16 protein-coding genes, 1 tRNA gene and 1 pseudogene are annotated in these 19,270 nt (G+C 61.8%); 5 read left to right on the top strand and 13 right to left on the bottom strand.

The features are described 5' to 3' along the window. Window positions 1-310 precede the first annotated feature (310 nt). The 3 genes from ACIPL0_RS24285 to ACIPL0_RS24275 all read left to right on the top strand — a co-directional run bounded on the left by ACIPL0_RS24285 (window position 311) and on the right by ACIPL0_RS24275 (window position 4,674). Entirely contained in the window at window positions 311-1,516 is a 1,206-nt protein-coding gene (locus tag ACIPL0_RS24285) for an acetyl-CoA C-acetyltransferase (RefSeq protein WP_400599522.1), read from the top strand. A gap of 153 nt (window positions 1,517-1,669) precedes the next feature. Next, complete coding sequence (locus ACIPL0_RS24280; RefSeq protein WP_400599520.1) at window positions 1,670-3,811, top strand: 3-hydroxyacyl-CoA dehydrogenase NAD-binding domain-containing protein; 2,142 nt, start codon at window positions 1,670-1,672, stop codon at window positions 3,809-3,811. 140 nt (window positions 3,812-3,951) lie between these two features. Further along, window positions 3,952-4,674, top strand: coding sequence for an amidotransferase (locus ACIPL0_RS24275; protein WP_400599519.1), 723 nt, complete (start codon window positions 3,952-3,954; stop codon window positions 4,672-4,674). Between the two features lie 558 nt (window positions 4,675-5,232). Here ACIPL0_RS24275 and ACIPL0_RS24270 read toward each other — a convergent pair. From ACIPL0_RS24270 to ACIPL0_RS24225, 10 genes are all read right to left on the bottom strand, one after another. Continuing rightward, window positions 5,233-6,204: a magnesium and cobalt transport protein CorA gene (locus tag ACIPL0_RS24270; RefSeq protein WP_400599518.1), complete on the bottom strand. Its 972-nt coding sequence runs from the start codon at window positions 6,202-6,204 to the stop codon at window positions 5,233-5,235. Window positions 6,205-6,279: 75 nt separating this feature from the next. Further along, complete coding sequence (locus tag ACIPL0_RS24265) at window positions 6,280-7,053, bottom strand: 1-acylglycerol-3-phosphate O-acyltransferase (RefSeq protein WP_400599517.1); 774 nt, start codon at window positions 7,051-7,053, stop codon at window positions 6,280-6,282. A 255-nt stretch (window positions 7,054-7,308) separates the two neighbouring features. Further along, window positions 7,309-7,998: a crotonase/enoyl-CoA hydratase family protein gene (locus ACIPL0_RS24260; RefSeq protein ID WP_400599516.1), complete on the bottom strand. Its 690-nt coding sequence runs from the start codon at window positions 7,996-7,998 to the stop codon at window positions 7,309-7,311. A gap of 325 nt (window positions 7,999-8,323) precedes the next feature. Then, window positions 8,324-8,617 (bottom strand): DUF6388 family protein, encoded by a 294-nt coding sequence (locus ACIPL0_RS24255; RefSeq protein WP_400599515.1) that lies wholly within the window; start codon window positions 8,615-8,617, stop codon window positions 8,324-8,326. 176 nt (window positions 8,618-8,793) lie between these two features. Beyond that, window positions 8,794-10,293 (bottom strand): purine-cytosine permease family protein, encoded by a 1,500-nt coding sequence (locus tag ACIPL0_RS24250; RefSeq protein ID WP_400599514.1) that lies wholly within the window; start codon window positions 10,291-10,293, stop codon window positions 8,794-8,796. 120 nt (window positions 10,294-10,413) lie between these two features. Further along, window positions 10,414-10,812: a YybH family protein gene (locus ACIPL0_RS24245; protein WP_400599513.1), complete on the bottom strand. Its 399-nt coding sequence runs from the start codon at window positions 10,810-10,812 to the stop codon at window positions 10,414-10,416. A gap of 298 nt (window positions 10,813-11,110) precedes the next feature. Then, on the bottom strand, window positions 11,111-11,542 hold the full coding sequence (locus ACIPL0_RS24240) for a DUF4124 domain-containing protein (RefSeq protein WP_400599512.1): 432 nt from the start codon (window positions 11,540-11,542) through the stop codon (window positions 11,111-11,113). Between the two features lie 70 nt (window positions 11,543-11,612). Next, window positions 11,613-12,092 carry a helix-turn-helix domain-containing protein gene (locus ACIPL0_RS24235; protein ID WP_400599510.1) on the bottom strand — a complete coding sequence of 160 codons (480 nt, stop codon included), beginning with the start codon at window positions 12,090-12,092 and terminating at the stop codon, window positions 11,613-11,615. A gap of 430 nt (window positions 12,093-12,522) precedes the next feature. After that, a tRNA-Ser gene (locus ACIPL0_RS24230) sits at window positions 12,523-12,612 on the bottom strand. Between the two features lie 164 nt (window positions 12,613-12,776). After that, complete coding sequence (locus ACIPL0_RS24225; RefSeq protein ID WP_400599509.1) at window positions 12,777-13,526, bottom strand: 3-oxoacyl-ACP reductase family protein; 750 nt, start codon at window positions 13,524-13,526, stop codon at window positions 12,777-12,779. A 120-nt stretch (window positions 13,527-13,646) separates the two neighbouring features. On the opposite strand from ACIPL0_RS24225, the gene ACIPL0_RS24220 reads away from it, so the two are divergent. After that, on the top strand, window positions 13,647-14,570 hold the full coding sequence (locus ACIPL0_RS24220; RefSeq protein ID WP_400599508.1) for a LysR family transcriptional regulator: 924 nt from the start codon (window positions 13,647-13,649) through the stop codon (window positions 14,568-14,570). A gap of 18 nt (window positions 14,571-14,588) precedes the next feature. Next, window positions 14,589-15,146, top strand: a complete 558-nt coding sequence (locus tag ACIPL0_RS24215; protein WP_400599507.1) for a cysteine hydrolase family protein — start codon at window positions 14,589-14,591, stop codon at window positions 15,144-15,146. Between the two features lie 261 nt (window positions 15,147-15,407). On the opposite strand, the gene ACIPL0_RS24210 is transcribed toward ACIPL0_RS24215, so the two are convergent. From ACIPL0_RS24210 to ACIPL0_RS24200, 3 genes and pseudogenes are all read right to left on the bottom strand, one after another. Continuing rightward, window positions 15,408-16,136 carry a methyl-accepting chemotaxis protein gene (locus ACIPL0_RS24210; protein ID WP_400599610.1) on the bottom strand — a complete coding sequence of 243 codons (729 nt, stop codon included), beginning with the start codon at window positions 16,134-16,136 and terminating at the stop codon, window positions 15,408-15,410. A gap of 129 nt (window positions 16,137-16,265) precedes the next feature. Then, a pseudogene (locus tag ACIPL0_RS24205) lies at window positions 16,266-17,204 on the bottom strand (cache domain-containing protein); the annotation flags it as partial. 617 nt (window positions 17,205-17,821) lie between these two features. Then, the gene (locus tag ACIPL0_RS24200) at window positions 17,822-19,267 is read right to left on the bottom strand and encodes a SulP family inorganic anion transporter (RefSeq protein ID WP_400599506.1); all 1,446 of its coding nucleotides are present in this window, start codon (window positions 19,265-19,267) and stop codon (window positions 17,822-17,824) included. Window positions 19,268-19,270: the final 3 nt, after the last annotated feature.

The following is a 19,270-nucleotide window of genomic DNA, read 5'->3' as shown; positions in this document are numbered from 1 at the left end:
CTACTGACTTAACCTTAGAGCCCGCGTGCCCTGCGGCTTAGATCGGTTTGTTATGTTTTATTCGATAAGGTGGTAATAAAACCGCATAAGGCTTATGGCTATCACTCACGCGTCGCACGCTAGACACATCGGGGTGTAACGGCAGGTTTCCATTAGCACGCTACCGTTCGTCCGACCCCGAATTTTCCTGTAACAAGCTACCCTTCATGGCAGTCAAGCGAGCCGAGCACTTTGATCATTGATCACGGTTGTATGACCGTTATGGTGTCGGCAGAAAGAAAAAAGCATTTCGCAGGATAGCGAGGACAGGATGACCAAAGCGTTCATATTCGATGCAGTGCGCACCCCCCGTGGCAAGGGCAAGGCGGACGGGGCGCTGTACAGCGTCAAACCGGTGGATCTGCTGGCGGGGCTGCTCCGCGAGCTGCAACGTCGGCAACAGTTGGACACCCGTCAGGTCGATGACATCGTGCTGGGCTGTGTGACACCGGTCGGTGACCAGGGCGCGGACATCGCCAAGACGGCGGCGCTGGTGGCCGACTGGGCAATCAATGTTGCCGGCGTGCAGGTCAACCGCTTTTGCGCCTCGGGCCTTGAGGCGGTCAATCTGGGGGCGATGAAAATCCGCTCCGGGTTCGAGGATCTTGTGGTGGTCGGCGGCGTCGAGTCGATGTCGCGGGTGCCCATGGGCAGCGACGGCGGCGCCTGGGTGCTGGACCCGCAGACCAACCTGCACACCCACTTCACGCCGCAGGGCATCGGCGCCGACCTGATTGCCACCCTGGAAGGCTTCAGCCGGCAGGACGTTGACCGCTTTGCCCTGCAATCCCAGCAAAAGGCGGCCCATGCTCGTGAGCGTGGCGCGTTCCAGCGTTCGCTGGTGCCGGTGAAAGATCAGAACGGCGTGCTGCTGCTTGATCACGACGAATTCATCCGCGCCGATTCCAGCCTCGAAGGCCTGGGCAATCTCAAGCCGAGCTTCGCCGCCATCGGCCAGATGGGTTACGACGCCACGGCCCTGCGGGTGTACAGCCATGTCGAACGGATCGAGCACGTGCACACGCCTGGCAACAGTTCCGGGATCGTCGACGGCGCTGCCTTGATGCTGCTGGGTTCTGAACAGAAAGGCCACGAACTGGGCCTGCGCCCACGGGCGCGGATTGTCGCCACGGCGGTCACCGGCACCGATCCGACCATCATGCTCACCGGCCCCGCGCCAGCGACGCGCAAGGCGCTGGCGAAAGCCGGGTTGACGATCGACGACATCGACCTGTTTGAAGTCAACGAAGCCTTTGCCTCGGTGGTGCTCAAGTTCATCAAGGACATGAGCGTCGATGCGGACAAGGTCAATGTCAACGGCGGCTCGATTGCATTGGGTCACCCGCTCGGCGCCACCGGCTGCATCATCCTCGGCACCTTGCTCGACGAGCTGGAGGCGCGCGGCTTGCGCTACGGCCTGGCGACCCTGTGCGTCGGCGGCGGCATGGGCATTGCGACGATCATCGAGCGGGTGTGAAGTGATTGGCAAGGTCACCCTGCGGGAGCGAATTGATTCGCGAGGCGCCATGAAGCGCACCACATTCGCGGCGGCTGTACCGACCTCTCGCGAATGCATTGGCTCCCACATGACCGTGTCCTCCATAAGAACAGTTTCAGGAAGAACGACCGCATGACTGACGCCATCCAGTATGAAACCGGCCCCGACCAGATTGTCACGCTGACCCTGGACATGCCCGGCCAGCAGACCAACACCATGAACGCCGATTACCGCGAGGCGATGGCGCAAACCCTGGCGCGCTTGCAGGCCGAGCGCGAGCAGATTGCCGGGGTCATCATCACCTCGGCGAAAAGCACCTTCTTCGCCGGCGGTGATCTCAACGAGCTGATTCAGGTCGATGCCTCCCGCGCCGAGTGGTTCTACCACATGACCCTGGAACTCAAGGCCCAACTGCGCGCGCTGGAAACCCTCGGCAAACCGGTGGTCGCCGCGATCAATGGCGCGGCGCTGGGGGGCGGTTGGGAGCTGTGCCTGGCCTGTCACGGGCGCATCGCGCTGGATCAGCGCCATGTGCGCCTGGGCCTGCCGGAAGTCACCCTCGGTCTGCTGCCCGGTGGCGGCGGTACGGTGCGGCTGGTGCGCATGCTCGGTCTGGAAAAGGCCTTGCCGCTGCTGATGGAAGGTAAAACTCTGAGCCCGCAGCAGGCGTTGCAGGCCGGTCTGGTCGATCAACTCGCCGACGGCAGCGATGACTTGCTGCACAAGGCGCGTGAGTGGATTCTTGCGCACCCTGCACCGGTCAAGCCTTGGGATCGGCCGGGTTTCCAGATTCCCGGTGGCACGCCGTCCAGCCCCAAAGTCGCGCAAATGCTGGCCATCGCCCCGGCGATCCTGCGCAGCAAGACTCAGGGCTGCTACCCGGCACCGGAAAAAGCTCTCGCCGCCGCCGTCGAGGGGGCGCAGGTGGATTTCCACACGGCAGAGCGCATCGAGGCGCGCTATTTCACCGAGCTGACCACCGGCCAGGTGGCGAAAAACATGATCGGCAGCTGGTTTCAGCTCAATCAACTGAATGCCGGCGAATCGCGGCCCAAAGCGCCGCCGGTTTACCACATGCGCAAGGTCGGCGTGCTCGGTGCGGGCATGATGGGCGCCGGCATCGCCTACGTGACCGCCCGCGCCGGTGTCGATGTGGTGCTCAAGGATGTCAGCCTCGCCGTGGCGCAGAAGGGCAAGGAGTATTCGGTGCGCCTGCTCGACAAACAGGTTGCCAGCGGCCGGATCACCCAGGAACAACGCGACATCGTGCTCGGGCGGATCAAGACCACCGGTCGCGATGGTGATCTGGAAGGCTGCGACCTGATCATCGAAGCCGTCCCCGAAGACCGTGAACTCAAGGCCCAGGTCAGTGCCGCCGCCGAACAGGTGGTGGTGCCCTATGCGGTGATCGCCTCCAATACCTCGACGCTGCCGATCACCGGTCTGGCGACGGCGGTCAATCGTCAGGAGCGCTTCATCGGCATGCACTTCTTCAGTCCGGTGGACAAGATGCGTCTGGTGGAAATCATCAAGGGCGCGCGCACCAACGACATGACCCTGGCCCGCGCATTCGACTTCGTGCAACAGATCGGCAAGACGCCGATCGTGGTCAACGATGCCCGCGGCTTCTTCACCTCGCGGGTATTCGCCACCTTCACCAATGAAGGCATCGCCATGCTCGGCGAAGGCATTTCGGCGGTGATGATTGAAACCGAAGCGCGCAAGGCCGGCATGCCGGTGGGCCCGCTGGCGGTGTCCGATGAGGTGTCGCTGAGCCTGATGAGCCACATCCGCGAGCAGGCTCGCAAGGATCTGGCCGCTGAAGGCAAGACCTTGGCGGAGCATCCGGCCACAGCACTGATCGACCTGCTGCTCAATGAGTACAAGCGCGCCGGCAAAGCGGCCGGTGGCGGTTTCTACGATTACCCCGAGGGTGAGCCGAAGCGGCTGTGGCCGCAGCTCAAGAGCCGCTTCGAGAAGCCCGATGCGCAGATCGCCGCGCAGGATATTCGCGACCGTCTGCTGTTCATCCAGGCCATCGAAACCGTGCGCTGCGTGGAGGAGGGCGTGCTGCGCTCGAGCGCCGATGCCAATATCGGCTCGATCTTCGGCATCGGCTTTCCGGCGTGGACCGGTGGTGCGCTGCAGTTCATCAACCAATATGGCCTGAAGGACTTCATCGCTCGCGCGCATGACCTGGCGGAGCACTATGGCGAACGTTTCGAGCCGCCGGCCCTGTTGCTGGACAAGGCGCTCAACGGAAAACTTTTCTAAGGGGGCGATAGCCATCCTGCATCGGTACAGCGGGCGTTCAGTCTGCCGCGACAGGGAGCTGCATCCGGGCCTTGCCTTGAACCGGGCTTCAAGGCAGGCTTGGGTGTGCGCATTTTCGCCGTGTCGCTTCAGGTATTTTTATGTCGTTACGCATCTGCATTCTGGAAACCGACGTTCTTCGCCCGGAACTGGTCGATCAATACCAAGGTTATGGGCGGATGTTCGAGTCACTGTTTGCCCGCCAGCCAATTCCCGCCGAGTTTGTCGTCTACAACGTCATGCAAGGCCACTATCCTGCCGATGACGAGCGCTTCGACGCGTACCTGATCACCGGCTCCAAGGCCGATTCGTTCGGCACCGATCCCTGGATCCAGACCCTCAAGACCTACCTGCTGGACCGCTACAAGCGTGGCGACAAGCTGTTGGGCGTGTGCTTCGGTCACCAGTTGCTGGCGCTGCTGCTGGGTGGCAAGACCGAACGTGCCACTCAAGGGTGGGGCGTGGGCATCCACCATTACGACCTGGCCCCGGCCAAACCGTGGATGACCCCGGCGATGGACAAACTGACCCTGCTGATCAGCCACCAGGATCAGGTCACTGCGTTGCCGGAAGGCGCAACCGTCATCGCCTCCAGCGATTTCTGCCAGTTCGCCGCCTACCACATCAACGATCAGGTGCTGTGCTTCCAGGGCCACCCGGAATTCATCCACGATTATTCGCGCACGCTGCTCGATATCCGTCAGGAAGCCTTGGGCGAGCAGGTCTACAGCAAAGGCGTCGCCAGCCTGGAAGAAGACCACCACGGCACCACCGTGGCCGAATGGATGATGCGATTCGTGGCGAACAAGCCCGAAGTCGCTTGACTGACAAGCGCGCCTGCTCGCGGTTGCGATCTACTTGCGCTGACGCCGCCCCCTGACACGTAGGAGCGCGCTTGCCCGCGATGCAGTGTGTCAGTCGCCATTTGATGCGCCAGACAGATTGCAATCGCGAGCAAGCTCACTCCTACAGGTTTTGCGTTTGCCCGCGATGTCGGTGCTGACACCACGCAATCCCGCGTAGGAGTGAGCTTGCTCGCGATGCGGTGTGTCAGTCGCCATTTGATGCGCCAGACAGATTGCAATCGCGAGCAAGCTCACTCCTACAGGTTTTGCGTTTGCCTGCGATGTCGGTGCTGGCACCACGCAATCCCGCGTAGGAGTGAGCTTGCTCGCGATGCGGTGTGTCAGTCGCGATTTGATGTGCCAGACAGATTGCAATCGTGAGCAAGCTCACTCCTACAGGTTTTGCGTTTGCCCGCGATGTCGGTGCTGACACCACGCAATCCCGCGTAGGAGTGAGCTTGCTCGCGATGCAGTGTGTCAGTCGCCATTTGATGCGCCAGACAGATTGCAATCGCGGGCACGCGCGCTCCCACAGCTTTACAGCCACCCCGACCGCTTGAAGCTGGCAAACAGTATCGCGCACCCGCCCAGAATCACTCCCAGCGCGATGAAGTAACCGTAATGCCAACTCAACTCCGGCATGTTCTGGAAGTTCATCCCGTAGATCCCGGCAATCGCCGTGGGGAACGCCAGAATCGCCGCCCAGGCGGCAAACTTGCGCTGGGTCAGGCTTTGCCGTGACGACTCCAGCAGCAGGCCGATCTCGATGGTCTGGCTGGCGATGTCGCGCAGGTTGGCCAAGTCTTCCATCTGCCGCTTCACATGGATTTCCACGTCGCGGAAGTACGGGCGCATGTTCTTGTCGATGAACGGGAAGTTGAGCTTCTGCAGTTCTTCACCGATTTCCACCATCGGCGCCACATAGCGGCGCAGCCGCAGCAGGTCGCGGCGCAGGGCGTGAATGCGGTGGATATCCGACTCGTTGAGTTCGGTGCTCAGTACGCTGTGTTCCAGTTCTTCCAGCTCGCAATGGATGGCTTCGGTCACCGGCTGATAGTTCTCGGTGACGAAATCCAGCAGCGCATACAGCACGAAATCCTCGCCGTGATGCAACAGCAGTGGCCGCGCCTCGCAGCGCTGGCGCACCAGGCCGTAAGACTTCGAATGGCCGTTGCGCGACGTGATGATGTAGCCCTTGCCGGCGAAGATGTGGGTTTCGATAAAGATCAGCTTGCCGTCTTCGCGGATCGGCGCGTAGGTGACGATGAACAGCGCGTCGCCGAAGGTTTCCAGCTTCGGTCGGCTGTGCACCTCCAGCGCATCCTCGATGGCCAGTTCATGCAGATTGAATTGCTTTTGCAGGGAAGCCAGTTCCTGTGCGTCAGGCTGTTCAAGGCCGATCCAGACAAAGTGGCCGGGCTTGGCAGCCCATTCGGCGCCCTCGTCGAGGGTGATGTTGGAGACCTTCTTCCCTTCACTGTAAACGGCGGCAGCGACAACTCGGCCCATGGCGACGACTTCTTCTTGTTGTGGGAGAAACTCAGACGAGCTTAGCGCGCTCTCTGTGTTCAGAGTCGGCAAAACTCAACGAGTTCGCGGGTTTTCTGCAGGCCGTTCAGCTGCGGTTTGGTTATCGACGCGGCGTTGCAGTCGCGCATCCATGTCGTCGATGCAGGCCTGCATCTGCGCATGGCAGCGGCTGGCAAGTTCGTTGATGTCGGCCTGATCGAGACCTTCGGTGCTGATCGGCGGCAACGCCCGGATCATCACCTGGCCGCTGTTCCAGGCGTTGAGGCGCATGTCGCGGGAATAAGTGCTGATGCACACTGGCAGGATCGGCACGCCGGCATCGATGGCCATCTGAAAGGCGCCGCGCTTGAACGGCAACAGACCCTTGCCGCCATTGCGCGTGCCTTCGGGGAAGACCCAGATCGAGGTGTCCTTGTGCTGCAGGGTTTCGGTGGTCCGGGCAATCGATACCCGCGCCCTGAGAGGATTGCCACGGTCGATCAGCACATTGCCCGCCAGCCAGAACATCTGCCCGAAAAGCGGCACCCATTTCAGGCTTTTCTTGCCCATGGCGACGGTCCGTGGCGGCACCACGTAGCCGCACATGAACAGATCGTAGTTGGACTGATGGTTGGCGATGACCACGCAGGGGCGGGTCTTGGCGAAATGCGCGCCGAGATCGGTCTTCAGCCGCAGGCCGAGAAACCACAGGGCGGGCAACGCGTACAGACGGGCACACAGACGGCTGTTGTCAGGGTTGAACGGACGGCACAGCACCAGGATCAACCCCAGCACACCCACGACAACGAAGTGCAGGGCCAACAGCAACATACGCAACACGAACAGCATGCAGACCACTCAGGCAAAAAAGAGGGCGCAGTGTACGGAGGTGCTCCGGGATGGGCAAACGGAGCGCGGCAACGTCTGTAGGAGCGCGCTTGCCGGTCACCGGACTGTAGGAGCTGGCTTGTCCTGCGACCGGCGACAAAGTCGTCGTAAAATCAGGCGACTATGCCGTCCTGACACACCGCGTTTGGCGGTTTTACGATTGCTTCGCAGCCGGTCGCAGGGCAAGCCAGCTCCTACAGTTGGGGCATATACAGATCAGAACGAATGCTGCCGATCCAGCTCGATGGCCTTGTCCAGGGTTTCGAGGAACGCCTTGCGTACTTTCAGCTTGGTCTGCTTGTGGGCGTTCATGTTGATCTTCTTCAATTGCAGCGCCACGGTGCGCGCGGCATCGACGAGCTCCTCGGGGGCGACCACCTTGTCGAGGAAACCGGCCTGGATCGCGCCTTTCGGGTCATACATCTCGCCATTGATCACCGAGCGGTCGAAGGCACGCTTGCTCAGGCGCTCGCGGGCCAGTTCGATACCGGCGTGGTGCATGGTCATGCCGATCTGCACTTCGTTCAGGCCGATGCTGAACGGGCCTTCGACGCCAATGCGGTAATCCGCCGACAGCAGCAGGAACGCGCCTTTGGCCACGGCGTGGCCGCTGCACGCGACGACGATGGGGAAGGGGTGGGACAGCATGCGCCGGGCCAGCGTCGAACCTGCGGCCACCAGATCCAGAGCGGCCTGGGGGCTGGAGGTCATGATTTTCAGGTCGTAACCGCCGGAAAGAATGCCCGGCTGGCCGGTGATGATCACCACGGCACGGTCCGTCACTGCCTGATCCAGCGCTGCGTTCAGCGCTGCAATCACATCGTTGCTGATGGCGTTGACCTTGCCGTTGTTGAGCGTCAGCGTGGCGACGCCGTCGTCCAGTTGATAGGCGACCAGATCACTCATGAAGTGCATCCTTTTTATTGTGAAGTGGCGCAGACGTTACCCACCCGGACGGGCAAGGTAAAGCGCAAAGGGTGACTGGCAAGTCAGGAAATCCGGGCGTTGGAGCGGCCCGTGGCCGTCTGGCTTGTCGGCGTCGGCGCCCGCAAGATCAGCGCATTCAGCGGATCAGAATAATGAGCTCGTGGGAGGGAGCCCTGCTCGCGAAAGCGGTGTGTCAGTCGACGCTGCACTGACTGGAGCGACGCTATCGCGAGCAGGGCTCCCTCCCACGGCCTTCGGCCAGAATCAGACGCGGTGTTGCCGTTGATGATTGCAGGTGAAAGGTCTATTCCTCGACGTCATTCAACTTGCAGTACTCACCCCACGGCATGCCCAGCGCTTCGGCCGCTTCCTTGTGCGTGGCCAGGCGCATTTCCTTGAGCTGTTCCGGGGTTTCGGCGATGAATTGCAGCGCCAGATCCCAGGTCGGGATGCCCAGGTCATCGGCTTCGTCTTCAAAGGCCCAGAGAATCTGCTGATGCTGTTCCTGCGGGCTCAGGTCTTCGATTTCGGCCTTCAGGGTCGGGTTGGTCACGATGTACTTTGCCAGTGCAGCTTCGGTCCAGTCGTTTGCGTTCATGCGCGTAAAATCTCCAGTGGGTCGAGCTGACATTCTTGTGGGAACAGCGATTGTGCGGGATGCGGCCGGGCCACGCCAGCCACCACGGCTCCGTCGGTCGCTATGGCGGCACGCATGACGCAAATGAAAAGGGCCCACTGATCAGTGAGCCCTTTTGCGTTACCTGTTATAGCCGATCAATTGATTGCCATCGGTTTTTTCACGTTGCTGTGGGCGTTGCTGCCCAGCAGCGGGTGCGGGCCGTGGTCGCCATACACGCCGATCGGTTCCGGGAAGGTGCGCAGCAGGGTGATGTACAGCAGCGCCGCCAGGCCCAGAGTGATCGGCAGGCTGATGTCGATGCCGCCTGCCAGGTTGCCCAGCGGACCGACGAACTGACCCGGCAGGTTGACGAAGCACAGGCCGACCGCAGCGCTGGGGATCCAGGCGCCCAGACCGCGCCAGTTCCAGCCGTGTTCGAACCAGTAGTGACCGCCGCTCTGACCACGGGTGAACACCTGCAGATCGGCCGGGTGGTAGAAGCCACGACGGATGATCAGGCCCAGTACCATGATCACGATCCACGGCGAAGTGCAGGTGACGATCAGTACGGCGAAGGTCGACACGCTCTGCACTAGGTTGAAGGCGAAACGGCCGATGAAAATGAAGGCAATCGCCGCGATACCGATCAGAATCGTCGCCTGAGCGCGATTGAGCAGACGCGGGAACATGCTCGACATGTCCAGGCCGGTGCCGTACAGCGAGGTGGTACCGGTGGACATGCCACCGATGATCGCGATCAGGCACACCGGCAGGAAGAACCAGGTCGGCGACACCGCCAGCAGGCCGCCGACGTAGTTGTTGTCGGTGATGTACTGCGGCGCCTGGGTGGCGACGATGGTCGCGGTGCACAGGCCGAACAGGAACGGAATCAGGGTGCAGACCTGGGCCAGGAACACCGCCGACATGATGCGCTTCTTCGAGGTGTGGCGCGGAATGTAGCGCGACCAGTCACCGAGGAAGGCGCCGAACGACACCGGGTTGCTCATCGCCAGCAGCGCCGCGCCGATGAACGCCGCCCAGAAGCCTTCGCTGCCCTGGTTGACGGTGCCGGCGAAGCCCGCGTCAAAACTGCCGCCAAAGGCGAAGATGCCCAACAGAAAGAGCAGGCTGGAGGCGAACACCGCAATCTTGTTGACCCACAGCATGAAGCGGAAGCCGTAAATGCACACCACCAGCACCAGCAGGGCGAACACGCCGTAGGCGATGGCCAGGGTCAGGTCGTTTTCCGGCAGGCCGATCATGCGCTTGGCGCCGCCGATCAGCGCGTCACCGGAGCTCCACACCGACAGCGAGAAGAACGCCACTGCCGTCAGCAGTGACAGGAACGAGCCGACGATCCGCCCGTGAACGCCGAAGTGCGCGCCGGACGATACGGCGTTGTTGGTGCCGTTGAGGGCGCCGAACAGGCCCATCGGCGCGAGGATGATCGAGCCCAGCACGATGCCGAGGATGATCGACCAGACGCCGGCCTGAAACGACAGGCCGAACAGGACCGGGAAGCTGCCGAGCACCGCCGTGGCGAAGGTGTTGGCGCCACCGAAGGTCAGGCGGAACAGATCGAGCGGTGCGGCATCGCGCTGATCGTCGGGGATCTGCTCGACCCCGAAGGTTTCGATGGTAGTGGTTTGTGACATGACGTATTCCTGCTCGCTGTCGTGTTGTTATAGGGCCGACACGGGGATGTCGGCCGGTTGTGGCGTGGGCAGTGGATCAAAAAGGTAGGTAAGACGTTTTTATTCTGGTGAGTCGCCGGATCACTCGGGTGTCGGCGACAGGTGTTCGTGGCAGGCCAGCCAGCGCTCGCCTTCACGGCGGAAGAGGATGGTTTCGCGCTCGTGATAACGGCTTTCTTCGCTGCCGAAACGCACATGGGTGGCAACATCGTGGAGGAAGATCGCGATGTCACCCTGGACACTGATGTTGACGTTGCTCGACTGGCAGCCGAGCACGGTGAAACCGTCTGCCTGCCAGCCATTCCACACCTCGCGATAAGCCGCACGGGACAGCAGCGGGGCGGGCAGGATGTGGAAGATGAAGGTGGCGTCTTCGCTGAATGCGGCGAAATAGGCCTCGGTGTCGTTGCTGGCAAAGGCTGCGACCAGCGCGTTGGCTGCCTGCTGGACCTGTTGAATGAGGGAATCGCTGGAGCTCATGGCCGTCTCGTTGTTGTGATGGTGGCGATGGAGCATGACTTTAAGCGGACCCATAAACGCGTCACATCGGCGCCGATAAAAACTTAGTTCAGAAAAAAGGGAACTAAACGTGGCACATCTCACGCCCCCTGTAGGAGCGTGGCTTGTCCCGCGAGCGGCGACAGAGTCGTAAAATCGGCGCACGCGATTTATCTGACACGGCCAATGCGTATGGTTCTACGACTGCTGCGCAGCCGCTCGCAGGGCAAGCCAGCTCCTGCAATGCTCGCAAGCCGCGTTCCTACAGGCCCAAATTGATTTAATTTCCCCCGGACTTGAACAGATTGTTGCCCTTGGCCGGCTGGCGCACGCGGCCTCCGGATGGATCGAAACAGGCGTCGTTGTAGTCGGGCGCCACGCACACCGACGGCACGCCGGGTGGCGGTGGCCGAATGGCCTGCATGTGATCGGAAATTTCCTTTTCGTTGGTAATGATCAGCTTTGAACGGCGGCTGATCTTCAGGATATCCGTGGCGTTCTGGTTCAGGCGGTGAGGGAAATCCCGCTCTTCCCAGTCGCTCGACAGACGTGAGGGTGGCGGGCGGACGCGGGTGCTGTCGCCGACATAGGTCGGGCAAGGGGTCGAGGCGAAGCTCACCTTGCCGTCGGCACTGATGCATTTATAGGTGTCGGCCTGGGCGGCGCCAGCCAGACACATGACGGAAAACATCCATAGTGGTGAAAAGCGCACCGTTGCCCCTCCTTCGTGTGGCGCAAGGCTATCACCACAATGCAGGGCTGTCAGCGTGACGGTCGTCGGATCAATGGGCCTCGTGATTGGCTTTCTGCACCTTGGACAAGGCCAGCGCGACGAACATGTCGGCATCGCCCTGCAACACCCGCAGATGATCTTCGACGTGATCGAGACTGGCCTGCTGCTGGGTCTTGGTATCGATGAGCCGGGTGACCTCGCACAACGCATTGGCGGTCACCCACAGGCTCTGGCGCAACTGCCCAATGATCTTCACCACACTTTCGGCGTCATCGTCGGCTTCGCTGCCCGAGAGTTTTGGCAGCGTCGGCATTTCCAGGCGGTTGCTGGAGTCGATACCGGTGACTACGCGGCTGATGTCCACCCCGGCGGCTGCCACGCGAAACAGATAGTCGGCCCGGGGCAGGCGCTGCCCGCTCTCATAGTGGCCTTGAGCGTTGGCCTCGACTCCCCCGATGGCTGCCAGGGCGCTTTGCGTCAGCTTCAATCGCTTCCGTTCCTGCCTCAGACGTTTGCCGATGTTGTTCATCAACCTGCTCCTGCGAAATTCGCGCCGTGGTTCTGGTTTTAGTGATTGGGCGCAATGGGGGGGCTGGAATGCGAGCCGAGCGATCTTTTTTGTAGGAATAAGTGATGTGCCGACGGCTGCTCCTGAATCACCAGCAACAACTAAGACATTAGCTGCTTGGGCCACTAAAGGAAGGGCTTTCCGATGTTCTGTCGGCGGTGAGGGCGAGAAAAAGGTTGGTGCTATGGAGAATCCATCGGGACGGATGGATCGGGTATCCGCATGGGGGGGAAGTGACTGGCGTTGGGTAGAAATAACTATAACGGTCGCTGAGGCGCTGTGGTGTCAGCACGCCGTTTTTTTTCCCTAAACAATGCCCTAAATCCGAAATCCAGAAACGAAAAACCCCTGAGTTCGCGAGGATTCTCAGGGGTTTCGCTTGCATCGAATATGGCGGTGAAGGAGGGATTCGAACCCTCGATACAGTTTCCTGTATACACACTTTCCAGGCGTGCTCCTTAAGCCACTCGGACACCTCACCGTATCTCTTCAGACGTTCAGTCTGTCGAGGCGCGCTAATGTAGTCGAAAGTATTTGATAAGGCAAAGCTTTTTTTCAGAATTTTCATGCGGTTAAGAAAAAACCATGAGGCCCCGGCTTCTTTGTGAAGTCCGGGGCCTCGGTGGCGCAGGGGCGGCGGCGGGATCAGGCGCCGAAGCCGCCGTCGATGGTCAGGCTGGCGCCGGTGACGTAACCGGCTTCAGGGCCGGCGAGGTAGGCGACCATGGCGGCGATTTCGTCAGCGCGGCCGTAGCGGTTGATGGCCATGAGGCCCAGCAGCATTTCGGCGAAGTCGCCCTGGGCCGGGTTCATGTCGGTGTCCACCGGGCCGGGCTGGACGTTGTTGATGGTGATGCCGCGTGGGCCGAGGTCGCGGGCCAGGCCCTTGGTCAGGCCGACCAGCGCCGATTTGCTCATGGCGTAGACGCCGCCACCGCCGAAGGGCATGCGGTCGGCGTTGGTGCTGCCGATGTTGATGATGCGGCCACCTTCCTTCATATGGCGGGCGGCTTCCTGGCTGGCGATGAACACGCTGCGAATGTTGACGGCGACGGTGTGGTCGAAATCTTCCAGCTTGAAGTCTTCCAGCGGGGCGACAGCCAGCACGCCAGCGTTGTTGACCAGGATGTCGAGGCCGCCGAAGGAGCTGACGGTGGTGTCGACGGCGCGACGGATATCATCGGCGCTGCTGCTGTCGGCCTTGATCGCCAGGGCCTTGCCGCCGCTGGCGGTGATGCTGTCTTGCAGCTCGCGGGCCTTGGCTTCAGAACTGACGAAGGTGAACGCTACCGCTGCGCCCTGTTCGGCGAGGCGTTTGACGATGGCGGCGCCGATGCCGCGGGAGCCGCCTTGAACCAGTGCAATTTTGCCAGCGAGGTTGATGGGGTGAGTCATGTGAATCTCCTGTAAACCTTGAGCGGTGAGTGGATGGACGTCAGTATCTGTCGTCGATTGCATACGCAGTAGCCGGTAATCGCTCTACTCTGTGTAAACCAGAAGTTGTGAATCAGTGCGATGGAAAATTTCAGCAGCATCGAGTGTTTCGTGCGCAGTGCCGAGGTTGGCAGCTTTGCCGAGGCGGCGCGTCGTTTGAGCCTGACACCCGCCGCGGTGGGCAAGAGCGTGGCCAAGCTGGAGGCGCGCCTGGGCGTGCGGCTGTTCCAGCGTAGTACCCGGCGGCTGACTTTGACGGAAGCCGGACAACGTTTTTTTGCCGAGGTCAGTGCCAGCTTTCACACCATCCAGAACGCCGTAGCCAACCTGGCCAGTGCCGAAGGCAGTCCTGCCGGGACGCTCAAGGTCAGCATGGGCACGGTATTCGGGCGACGTTACATCGTGCCGATGCTGGGCGAGTTTCTGCAGCGCTACCCGGGGATCACTCCGGACTGGCATTTCGATAACCGCCAGATCGATCTGATCGGCCAGGGTTTCGACGCGGCCATCGGCGGCGGGTTCGATCTGCCGCTGGGGGTGGTGGCGCGCAAGCTCGGGCCGGCGCACCGAGTGCTGGTGGCGTCGCCCGGCTGGATCGACGCGCATTCGCCCATTGAGTCGCCCGAGCAACTGGCGCCGTGCGACGGTATCTTGATCCGCTCGCCGCAGACCGGGCGCATCCGCTCCTGGCCGCTGAGCCATCGCAATCAGGAGCAGGCGCCGTTGCGGCTGAAGGCGCGCATGACCATGAGCGATTCCGAGGCCGCGTGCGGGGCGGCGATGCAGGATCTGGGCATTGCCCTGGTGAGCATGCCGTTCGCCTTGCCGTATCTGCGCAGCGGCGAACTGCAGCGGGTGTTGCCGGACTGGTACGTTGATGACGGCCACCTGTGCCTTTATTACAGCGAACACAAGATGCTGCCGGGCAAGACCCGTGCATTTGTCGATTTCCTAATCGAGCAGTTCGCGCAGCAGCAGTGGGCGCGGCATTTCAGCGCCATTTGAACGAGAACGAAGGCCGTTATGGATATTCAGAAGAAAGCCGCGCTGGTCATCATCGACATGCAGCAGGGGATCAATCACCCGAAGTTGGGACGGCGCAACAACCCCGACGCCGAGCAACACATGCTGGCGCTGCTGGAGGCCTGGCGGCGAACCGGGCGGACGGTGATCCATGTGCGGCACTTTTCCCGCTCGCCGGATTCGGTGTTCTGGCCGAAGCAGTCGGGCGTTGAGTTTCAGCCGGCGTTCTTGCCGCAGGACGGCGAGGGCGAATTACACAAACAGGTGCCGGATGCGTTCTGCCATTCGGCGCTGGAAGGCTGGTTGCGGGCCGATGGCATTACGCAGGTGGTGATCGTTGGCGTGATCACCAACAACTCGGTGGAGGCGACGGCGCGGACCGGTGGCAATCTGGGGTTCGAGGTGATCGTGCCCCATGATGCCTGTTACACCTTCGACGGCGCGGATTTCTTCGGCCAGCCGCGCAGCGCCGAAGACATTCACGCCATGTCGTTGGGCAACCTGCACGGGGAATATGCGCAGGTGATGGCGACTGAGGAAATCTTGCATCTTCTGTAGGAGCGCGCTTGCCCGCGAAAGCGCCAGTTCTCGCACTGCAGAGGTGTCTGACCCGACTCAATCGCGGGCAAGCGCGCTCCTACGGTGTGAATCAATTCTCCAAGACCAACGCAGGCCTGTGGGAGGGAGCCCTGCTCGCGAATGCGTCAGTTCAGACAACCATGCAGTGTCAGTCCTACCGTATTCGCGACCGTCGTGACCTCCGATCCCTCCCACAGGAATCTCCCTGTTTCCGACATTCTTTGATCCAGGGTCAGGCCTTTAAAGTTTGAACCGCGCCATCTGCGCCGCCAGGTGTTCGGCCTTTTCCGACAGTTTCAGACAGTCCTCACGGCACACCTGCACATCCCGAGCGGTGGACTGGGCGAGGTCGGCGATGCCCTGGACGTTGCGGTTGATCTCTTCGGTCACGGTGGTCTGCTCTTCGGTCGCGGCGGCGACCTGATGATTGCGGTCGGTCAGTTCTTCGACGTGCACGGCAATCGCGTCCAGCGAATTGCCAGTGCGGCGGCTGGCTTCCACGCCGGTGCCGGTCGCGGCCTGGCCGCTGCGCATCGAGCCGACGGCCTGATCGGCGCCGGTCTTGAGTTCGCCCATCATCTGCTGGATTTCCGAAGTGGCGCTCTGGGTGCGGCCGGCGAGGGTACGCACTTCATCGGCGACCACCGCAAAGCCACGGCCCATCTCACCGGCCCGCGCCGCCTCGATGGCAGCATTCAGGGCCAGCAGGTTGGTCTGCTCGGAAATGCTGCGGATCACGCTGAGCACCTGATCGATCGTGGAAATCTGGGCGGCGAGATTTTCCACCGCCCCGGCGGCCGTGCCGACGCCGTCGGACATGTCCTGAATGTGGGCGATGGACTCACCGACAATATTCTTCGCCGACAGCGCTTCCTGATGGGTATTACGCGACACGTCAGCCGCCGCCCCGGCGTTGCGGGCGATTTCCTGCACGGTCAGGCCCATTTCATGCACGGCGGTGGCGACCATGTCGGTCATCTGTTGTTGCTTGAGCGCACGGGTCGAGGTGTTGTCGACCACCCGCGCCACGTCGACCACGCTGTGACGCAACTGCTCGCTGGTGGTCAGCGCATCGGCGATCAGTCGGCGCAGGCTTTCGATGAAACGGTTGAAGCCACGGGCCAGATCGCCCAGCTCGTTTTCACGGCGATCATCCAGGCGGCGGGTGAGGTCGCCCTGACCGCCGCCGATGTCCACCAGCGCATCGGTGACCTGACGAATCGGCCGCACGATGCCGCGCGCGATCCAGGCGACAAAGCCGAGAAACAGCAGGACCACGGCCAGGCTGATCGCGGAAATCGTCATCAGCGCGTCCTTGGCCGGCCCGTAGACTTCCGCCATCGGCACTTCACTGATCAGCGTCCAGCCCAGCGCCGGCACCGGCTTGGCGACGGCGACATAGGCCTCGCCGCGGCGCTCGAATTCCAGCGCCTGGCCATTGCCGCTCTGGCTCAGCAGGCTGCGCGCCGCGTTGTCGCCAACCAGTTGCGCGAGCATCTCACGGTCGTTGAGGTCGGCATTCGGGTGAACCTTGACCTTGCCGTCGGCGCTGACCAGGTACACCTGACCGGCCTTGCCGAAATGGAAGTCGCGCACCATCTGCGACAGCGCACTCATGCTGAAACCCAGCCCGGCCACGCCGACGACCTGGCCGTTGTGCTCGATGCGCTGGTTGATGAACAGCGTCGGCACCTTGGTGGTGGCGTCGATATCGATGTCCAGCGAGCGTTTCTTGTTGCTGTCGAGGAAGCTGTAGAACCAGTTGTTTTCCGAAGGGCCGCGCTGCAGCGTGCGGTCGGCGCCCTGATTGGTGATGTAGTGGCCGCTGTCTTTGGCGACGATAAAGGTGGTTAGGGCGTTGTGCTGTGCCTTGATGTTGGCCAGGTAGCGAATGAACGCCGGCTGCTGCGCGGGGTCTTCGCCATTGCCCAGCCATTCTGAAACAAGGGTGTTGTCGCCGATGTCGCTGGCCGCCGTCAGGGGCGCCGCCAGCAGCCGCTCAAGGTCATTGCGGATGGCCTCGACACTGGCCGGCATGGCCTGCTGCAACAGGTAACGGTCGGTCAGTTTGTTCAATGCAAAGGCGTAGATGCCGATGACGATCAGGCTGCTGATCACCAATGCCGCTCCCATGCTCAGGGTCAGTTGCCACTGAATACTCTTTCGCCAGACAGCCATGAAAAACTCCGCAGAAACAGGTGCACGACCACGATGGAACTGTGCTGATGGCAGGCGCGGAGCAATTAACGGGCCATTATTCTGATCAATTGGTCAGGTTAAGGGCTGTGAACGAGGTCGCAGGCCTTTGATTTCAAGGGCTTTGCCGTTCGGCGGAATGTTTCAGATTTGTTTCTTTGGCTTATTGTGTACAAAGATTGAGTAATTTTGTATCGAATTTTTGGCGCAGAGGTGTGGCAGTGATTGATACCGGGGCATTGCGCCCCAGTGTTTGCCATTTACCTGACGCCTTTTGCATCTGATTCCTACTTGTAGGAGCGCGGCTTGTCCCGCGACCGGCCGGGAACCGGCCGTAAACCCTGCAAACACGGTATGCCTGAAAAGCGGCGTTCGCTGATTTTACTGCCGCTTCGCGGCAGGTCGCGGGACAAGCCACGCTCCTACAGAGGACATGCGGTGTTGAACGGGGGCTGAGGTCAAGCGTGCTGCACACCTGCACGCTTGAGCAGATGCTTGCAGCGCTCCGACAAATGCACCACGCGCAGGTGCTTGCCGGCTTTCTGATACCGCTCGCGGAGGGTCTTCAGCGCGGCAATTGCCGAATAATCGACGAAGCTCAAGTGCTGGCAGTCCAGCGTCACCAGTGCCGGATCGTTGAGGTGGTCGAACTGGTCGAGAAAGGTCGTGGTCGAGGCGAAGAACAGCGTGCCATGCACCTGATAGACCTTGCTGCCGTCGGCCTGCAGGTGGCTGTCGGCATACAGTTCGCGGGCGTGTTGCCAGGCGAAGTTGAGCGCGGCGATGAGGATGCCGAACAGCACGGCCGTCGCCAGGTCCGTCAGCACGGTGACGATGGTCACCGCGATGATCGCCAGCACATCGTTCAGCGGCACCTTGCGCAGTACCCGCAGCGACGCCCAGGCGAAGGTCTGCTGCGACACCACGAACATCACGCCGACCAGCGCCGCCAGCGGAATGCGCTCGATCAGCGGCGAGAGAAACAGCACGAACATCAGGATCATCACTCCGGCGACGATCCCGGACAGGCGACCACGGCCACCGGAGCTGAGGTTGATCACGGTCTGGCCGATCATCGCGCAGCCGCCCATGCCGCCGCAGAAGCCCGAGGCCATGTTGGCGACGCCCAGCGCCACGCATTCGCGGTCCGGGTAGCCGCGGCTTTCGGTGATTTCGTCGGTGAGGTTCAAGGTCAGCAGGGTTTCCAGTAGGCCGACCAGCGCCATCAATACGGCGTAGGGCGCGACGATGCGCAGGGTCTCCAGATTCCACGGCACCTCGGGCAGGGCCAGGCCCGGCAGGCCACCGGCGATGTGGGCCATGTCGCCGAGGGTGCGGGTCGGCAGGTCGAGCAGATAGACCGCCAGACCCACGCCCAGAATTGCCACCAGTGCCGGAGGCACCGCGCGGGTCAGGTGCGGCAGCAGATAGACCACCGCCATGGTCAGCGCCACCAGGCCCAGCATCAAGTACAGCGGAGTGCCGCTGAGCCAGTGCTCGCCGCTCTTGAAATGCTCCAGCTGGGCCATGGCGATGACAATGGCCAGGCCGTTGACGAAACCAAGCATCACCGGATACGGCACCATGCGCACCAGCTTGCCCAGGCGCAGCACGCCGAACGCGATCATCACCAGCCCGCCGAGCAGCACCGTAGCCAGCAGGTACTGCACGCCGTGCTGAACCACCAGCGCAACGATCACCACGGCCATCGAGCCGGCCGCCCCGGAAATCATCCCCGGCCGGCCGCCGAACAGCGCGGTCAGGGTGCAGATGATGAAAGCGCCGTACAGACCCATCAGCGGGTTGAGGTGGGCGACCAGGGCAAAGGCGATGCACTCGGGCACCAGGGCGAAGGAGGTGGTGAGTCCGGCAAGGACGTCGGCGCGCAGGCGGGCGGGTTTCATGGG

This window comes from Pseudomonas sp. NPDC090208 (assembly GCF_044746785.1).
GTDB lineage: Bacteria > Pseudomonadota > Gammaproteobacteria > Pseudomonadales > Pseudomonadaceae > Aquipseudomonas.
The sequence above is the reverse complement of the archived record's forward strand: the minus strand, read 5'-3'. Positions and strand labels throughout refer to the sequence as shown.

Bases quoted from the DNA above. Each gene is read 5' to 3' on its own strand.
- ACIPL0_RS24275 (WP_400599519.1), top strand. From the start codon at position 3,952: ATGTCGTTACGCATCTGCATTCTGGAAACCGACGTTCTTCGCCCGGAA.
- ACIPL0_RS24270 (WP_400599518.1), bottom strand. From the start codon at position 6,204: ATGGGCCGAGTTGTCGCTGCCGCCGTTTACAGTGAAGGGAAGAAGGTC.
- ACIPL0_RS24285 (WP_400599522.1), top strand. From the start codon at position 311: ATGACCAAAGCGTTCATATTCGATGCAGTGCGCACCCCCCGTGGCAAG.
- ACIPL0_RS24215 (WP_400599507.1), top strand. From the start codon at position 14,589: ATGGATATTCAGAAGAAAGCCGCGCTGGTCATCATCGACATGCAGCAG.
- ACIPL0_RS24260 (WP_400599516.1), bottom strand. From the start codon at position 7,998: ATGAGTGATCTGGTCGCCTATCAACTGGACGACGGCGTCGCCACGCTG.
- ACIPL0_RS24200 (WP_400599506.1), bottom strand. From the start codon at position 19,267: ATGAAACCCGCCCGCCTGCGCGCCGACGTCCTTGCCGGACTCACCACC.
- ACIPL0_RS24250 (WP_400599514.1), bottom strand. From the start codon at position 10,293: ATGTCACAAACCACTACCATCGAAACCTTCGGGGTCGAGCAGATCCCC.
- ACIPL0_RS24280 (WP_400599520.1), top strand. From the start codon at position 1,670: ATGACTGACGCCATCCAGTATGAAACCGGCCCCGACCAGATTGTCACG.
- ACIPL0_RS24255 (WP_400599515.1), bottom strand. From the start codon at position 8,617: ATGAACGCAAACGACTGGACCGAAGCTGCACTGGCAAAGTACATCGTG.
- ACIPL0_RS24235 (WP_400599510.1), bottom strand. From the start codon at position 12,092: ATGAACAACATCGGCAAACGTCTGAGGCAGGAACGGAAGCGATTGAAG.
- ACIPL0_RS24245 (WP_400599513.1), bottom strand. From the start codon at position 10,812: ATGAGCTCCAGCGATTCCCTCATTCAACAGGTCCAGCAGGCAGCCAAC.
- ACIPL0_RS24210 (WP_400599610.1), bottom strand. From the start codon at position 16,136: ATGGTCGCCACCGCCGTGCATGAAATGGGCCTGACCGTGCAGGAAATC.
- ACIPL0_RS24265 (WP_400599517.1), bottom strand. From the start codon at position 7,053: ATGCTGTTCGTGTTGCGTATGTTGCTGTTGGCCCTGCACTTCGTTGTC.
- ACIPL0_RS24225 (WP_400599509.1), bottom strand. From the start codon at position 13,526: ATGACTCACCCCATCAACCTCGCTGGCAAAATTGCACTGGTTCAAGGC.
- ACIPL0_RS24220 (WP_400599508.1), top strand. From the start codon at position 13,647: ATGGAAAATTTCAGCAGCATCGAGTGTTTCGTGCGCAGTGCCGAGGTT.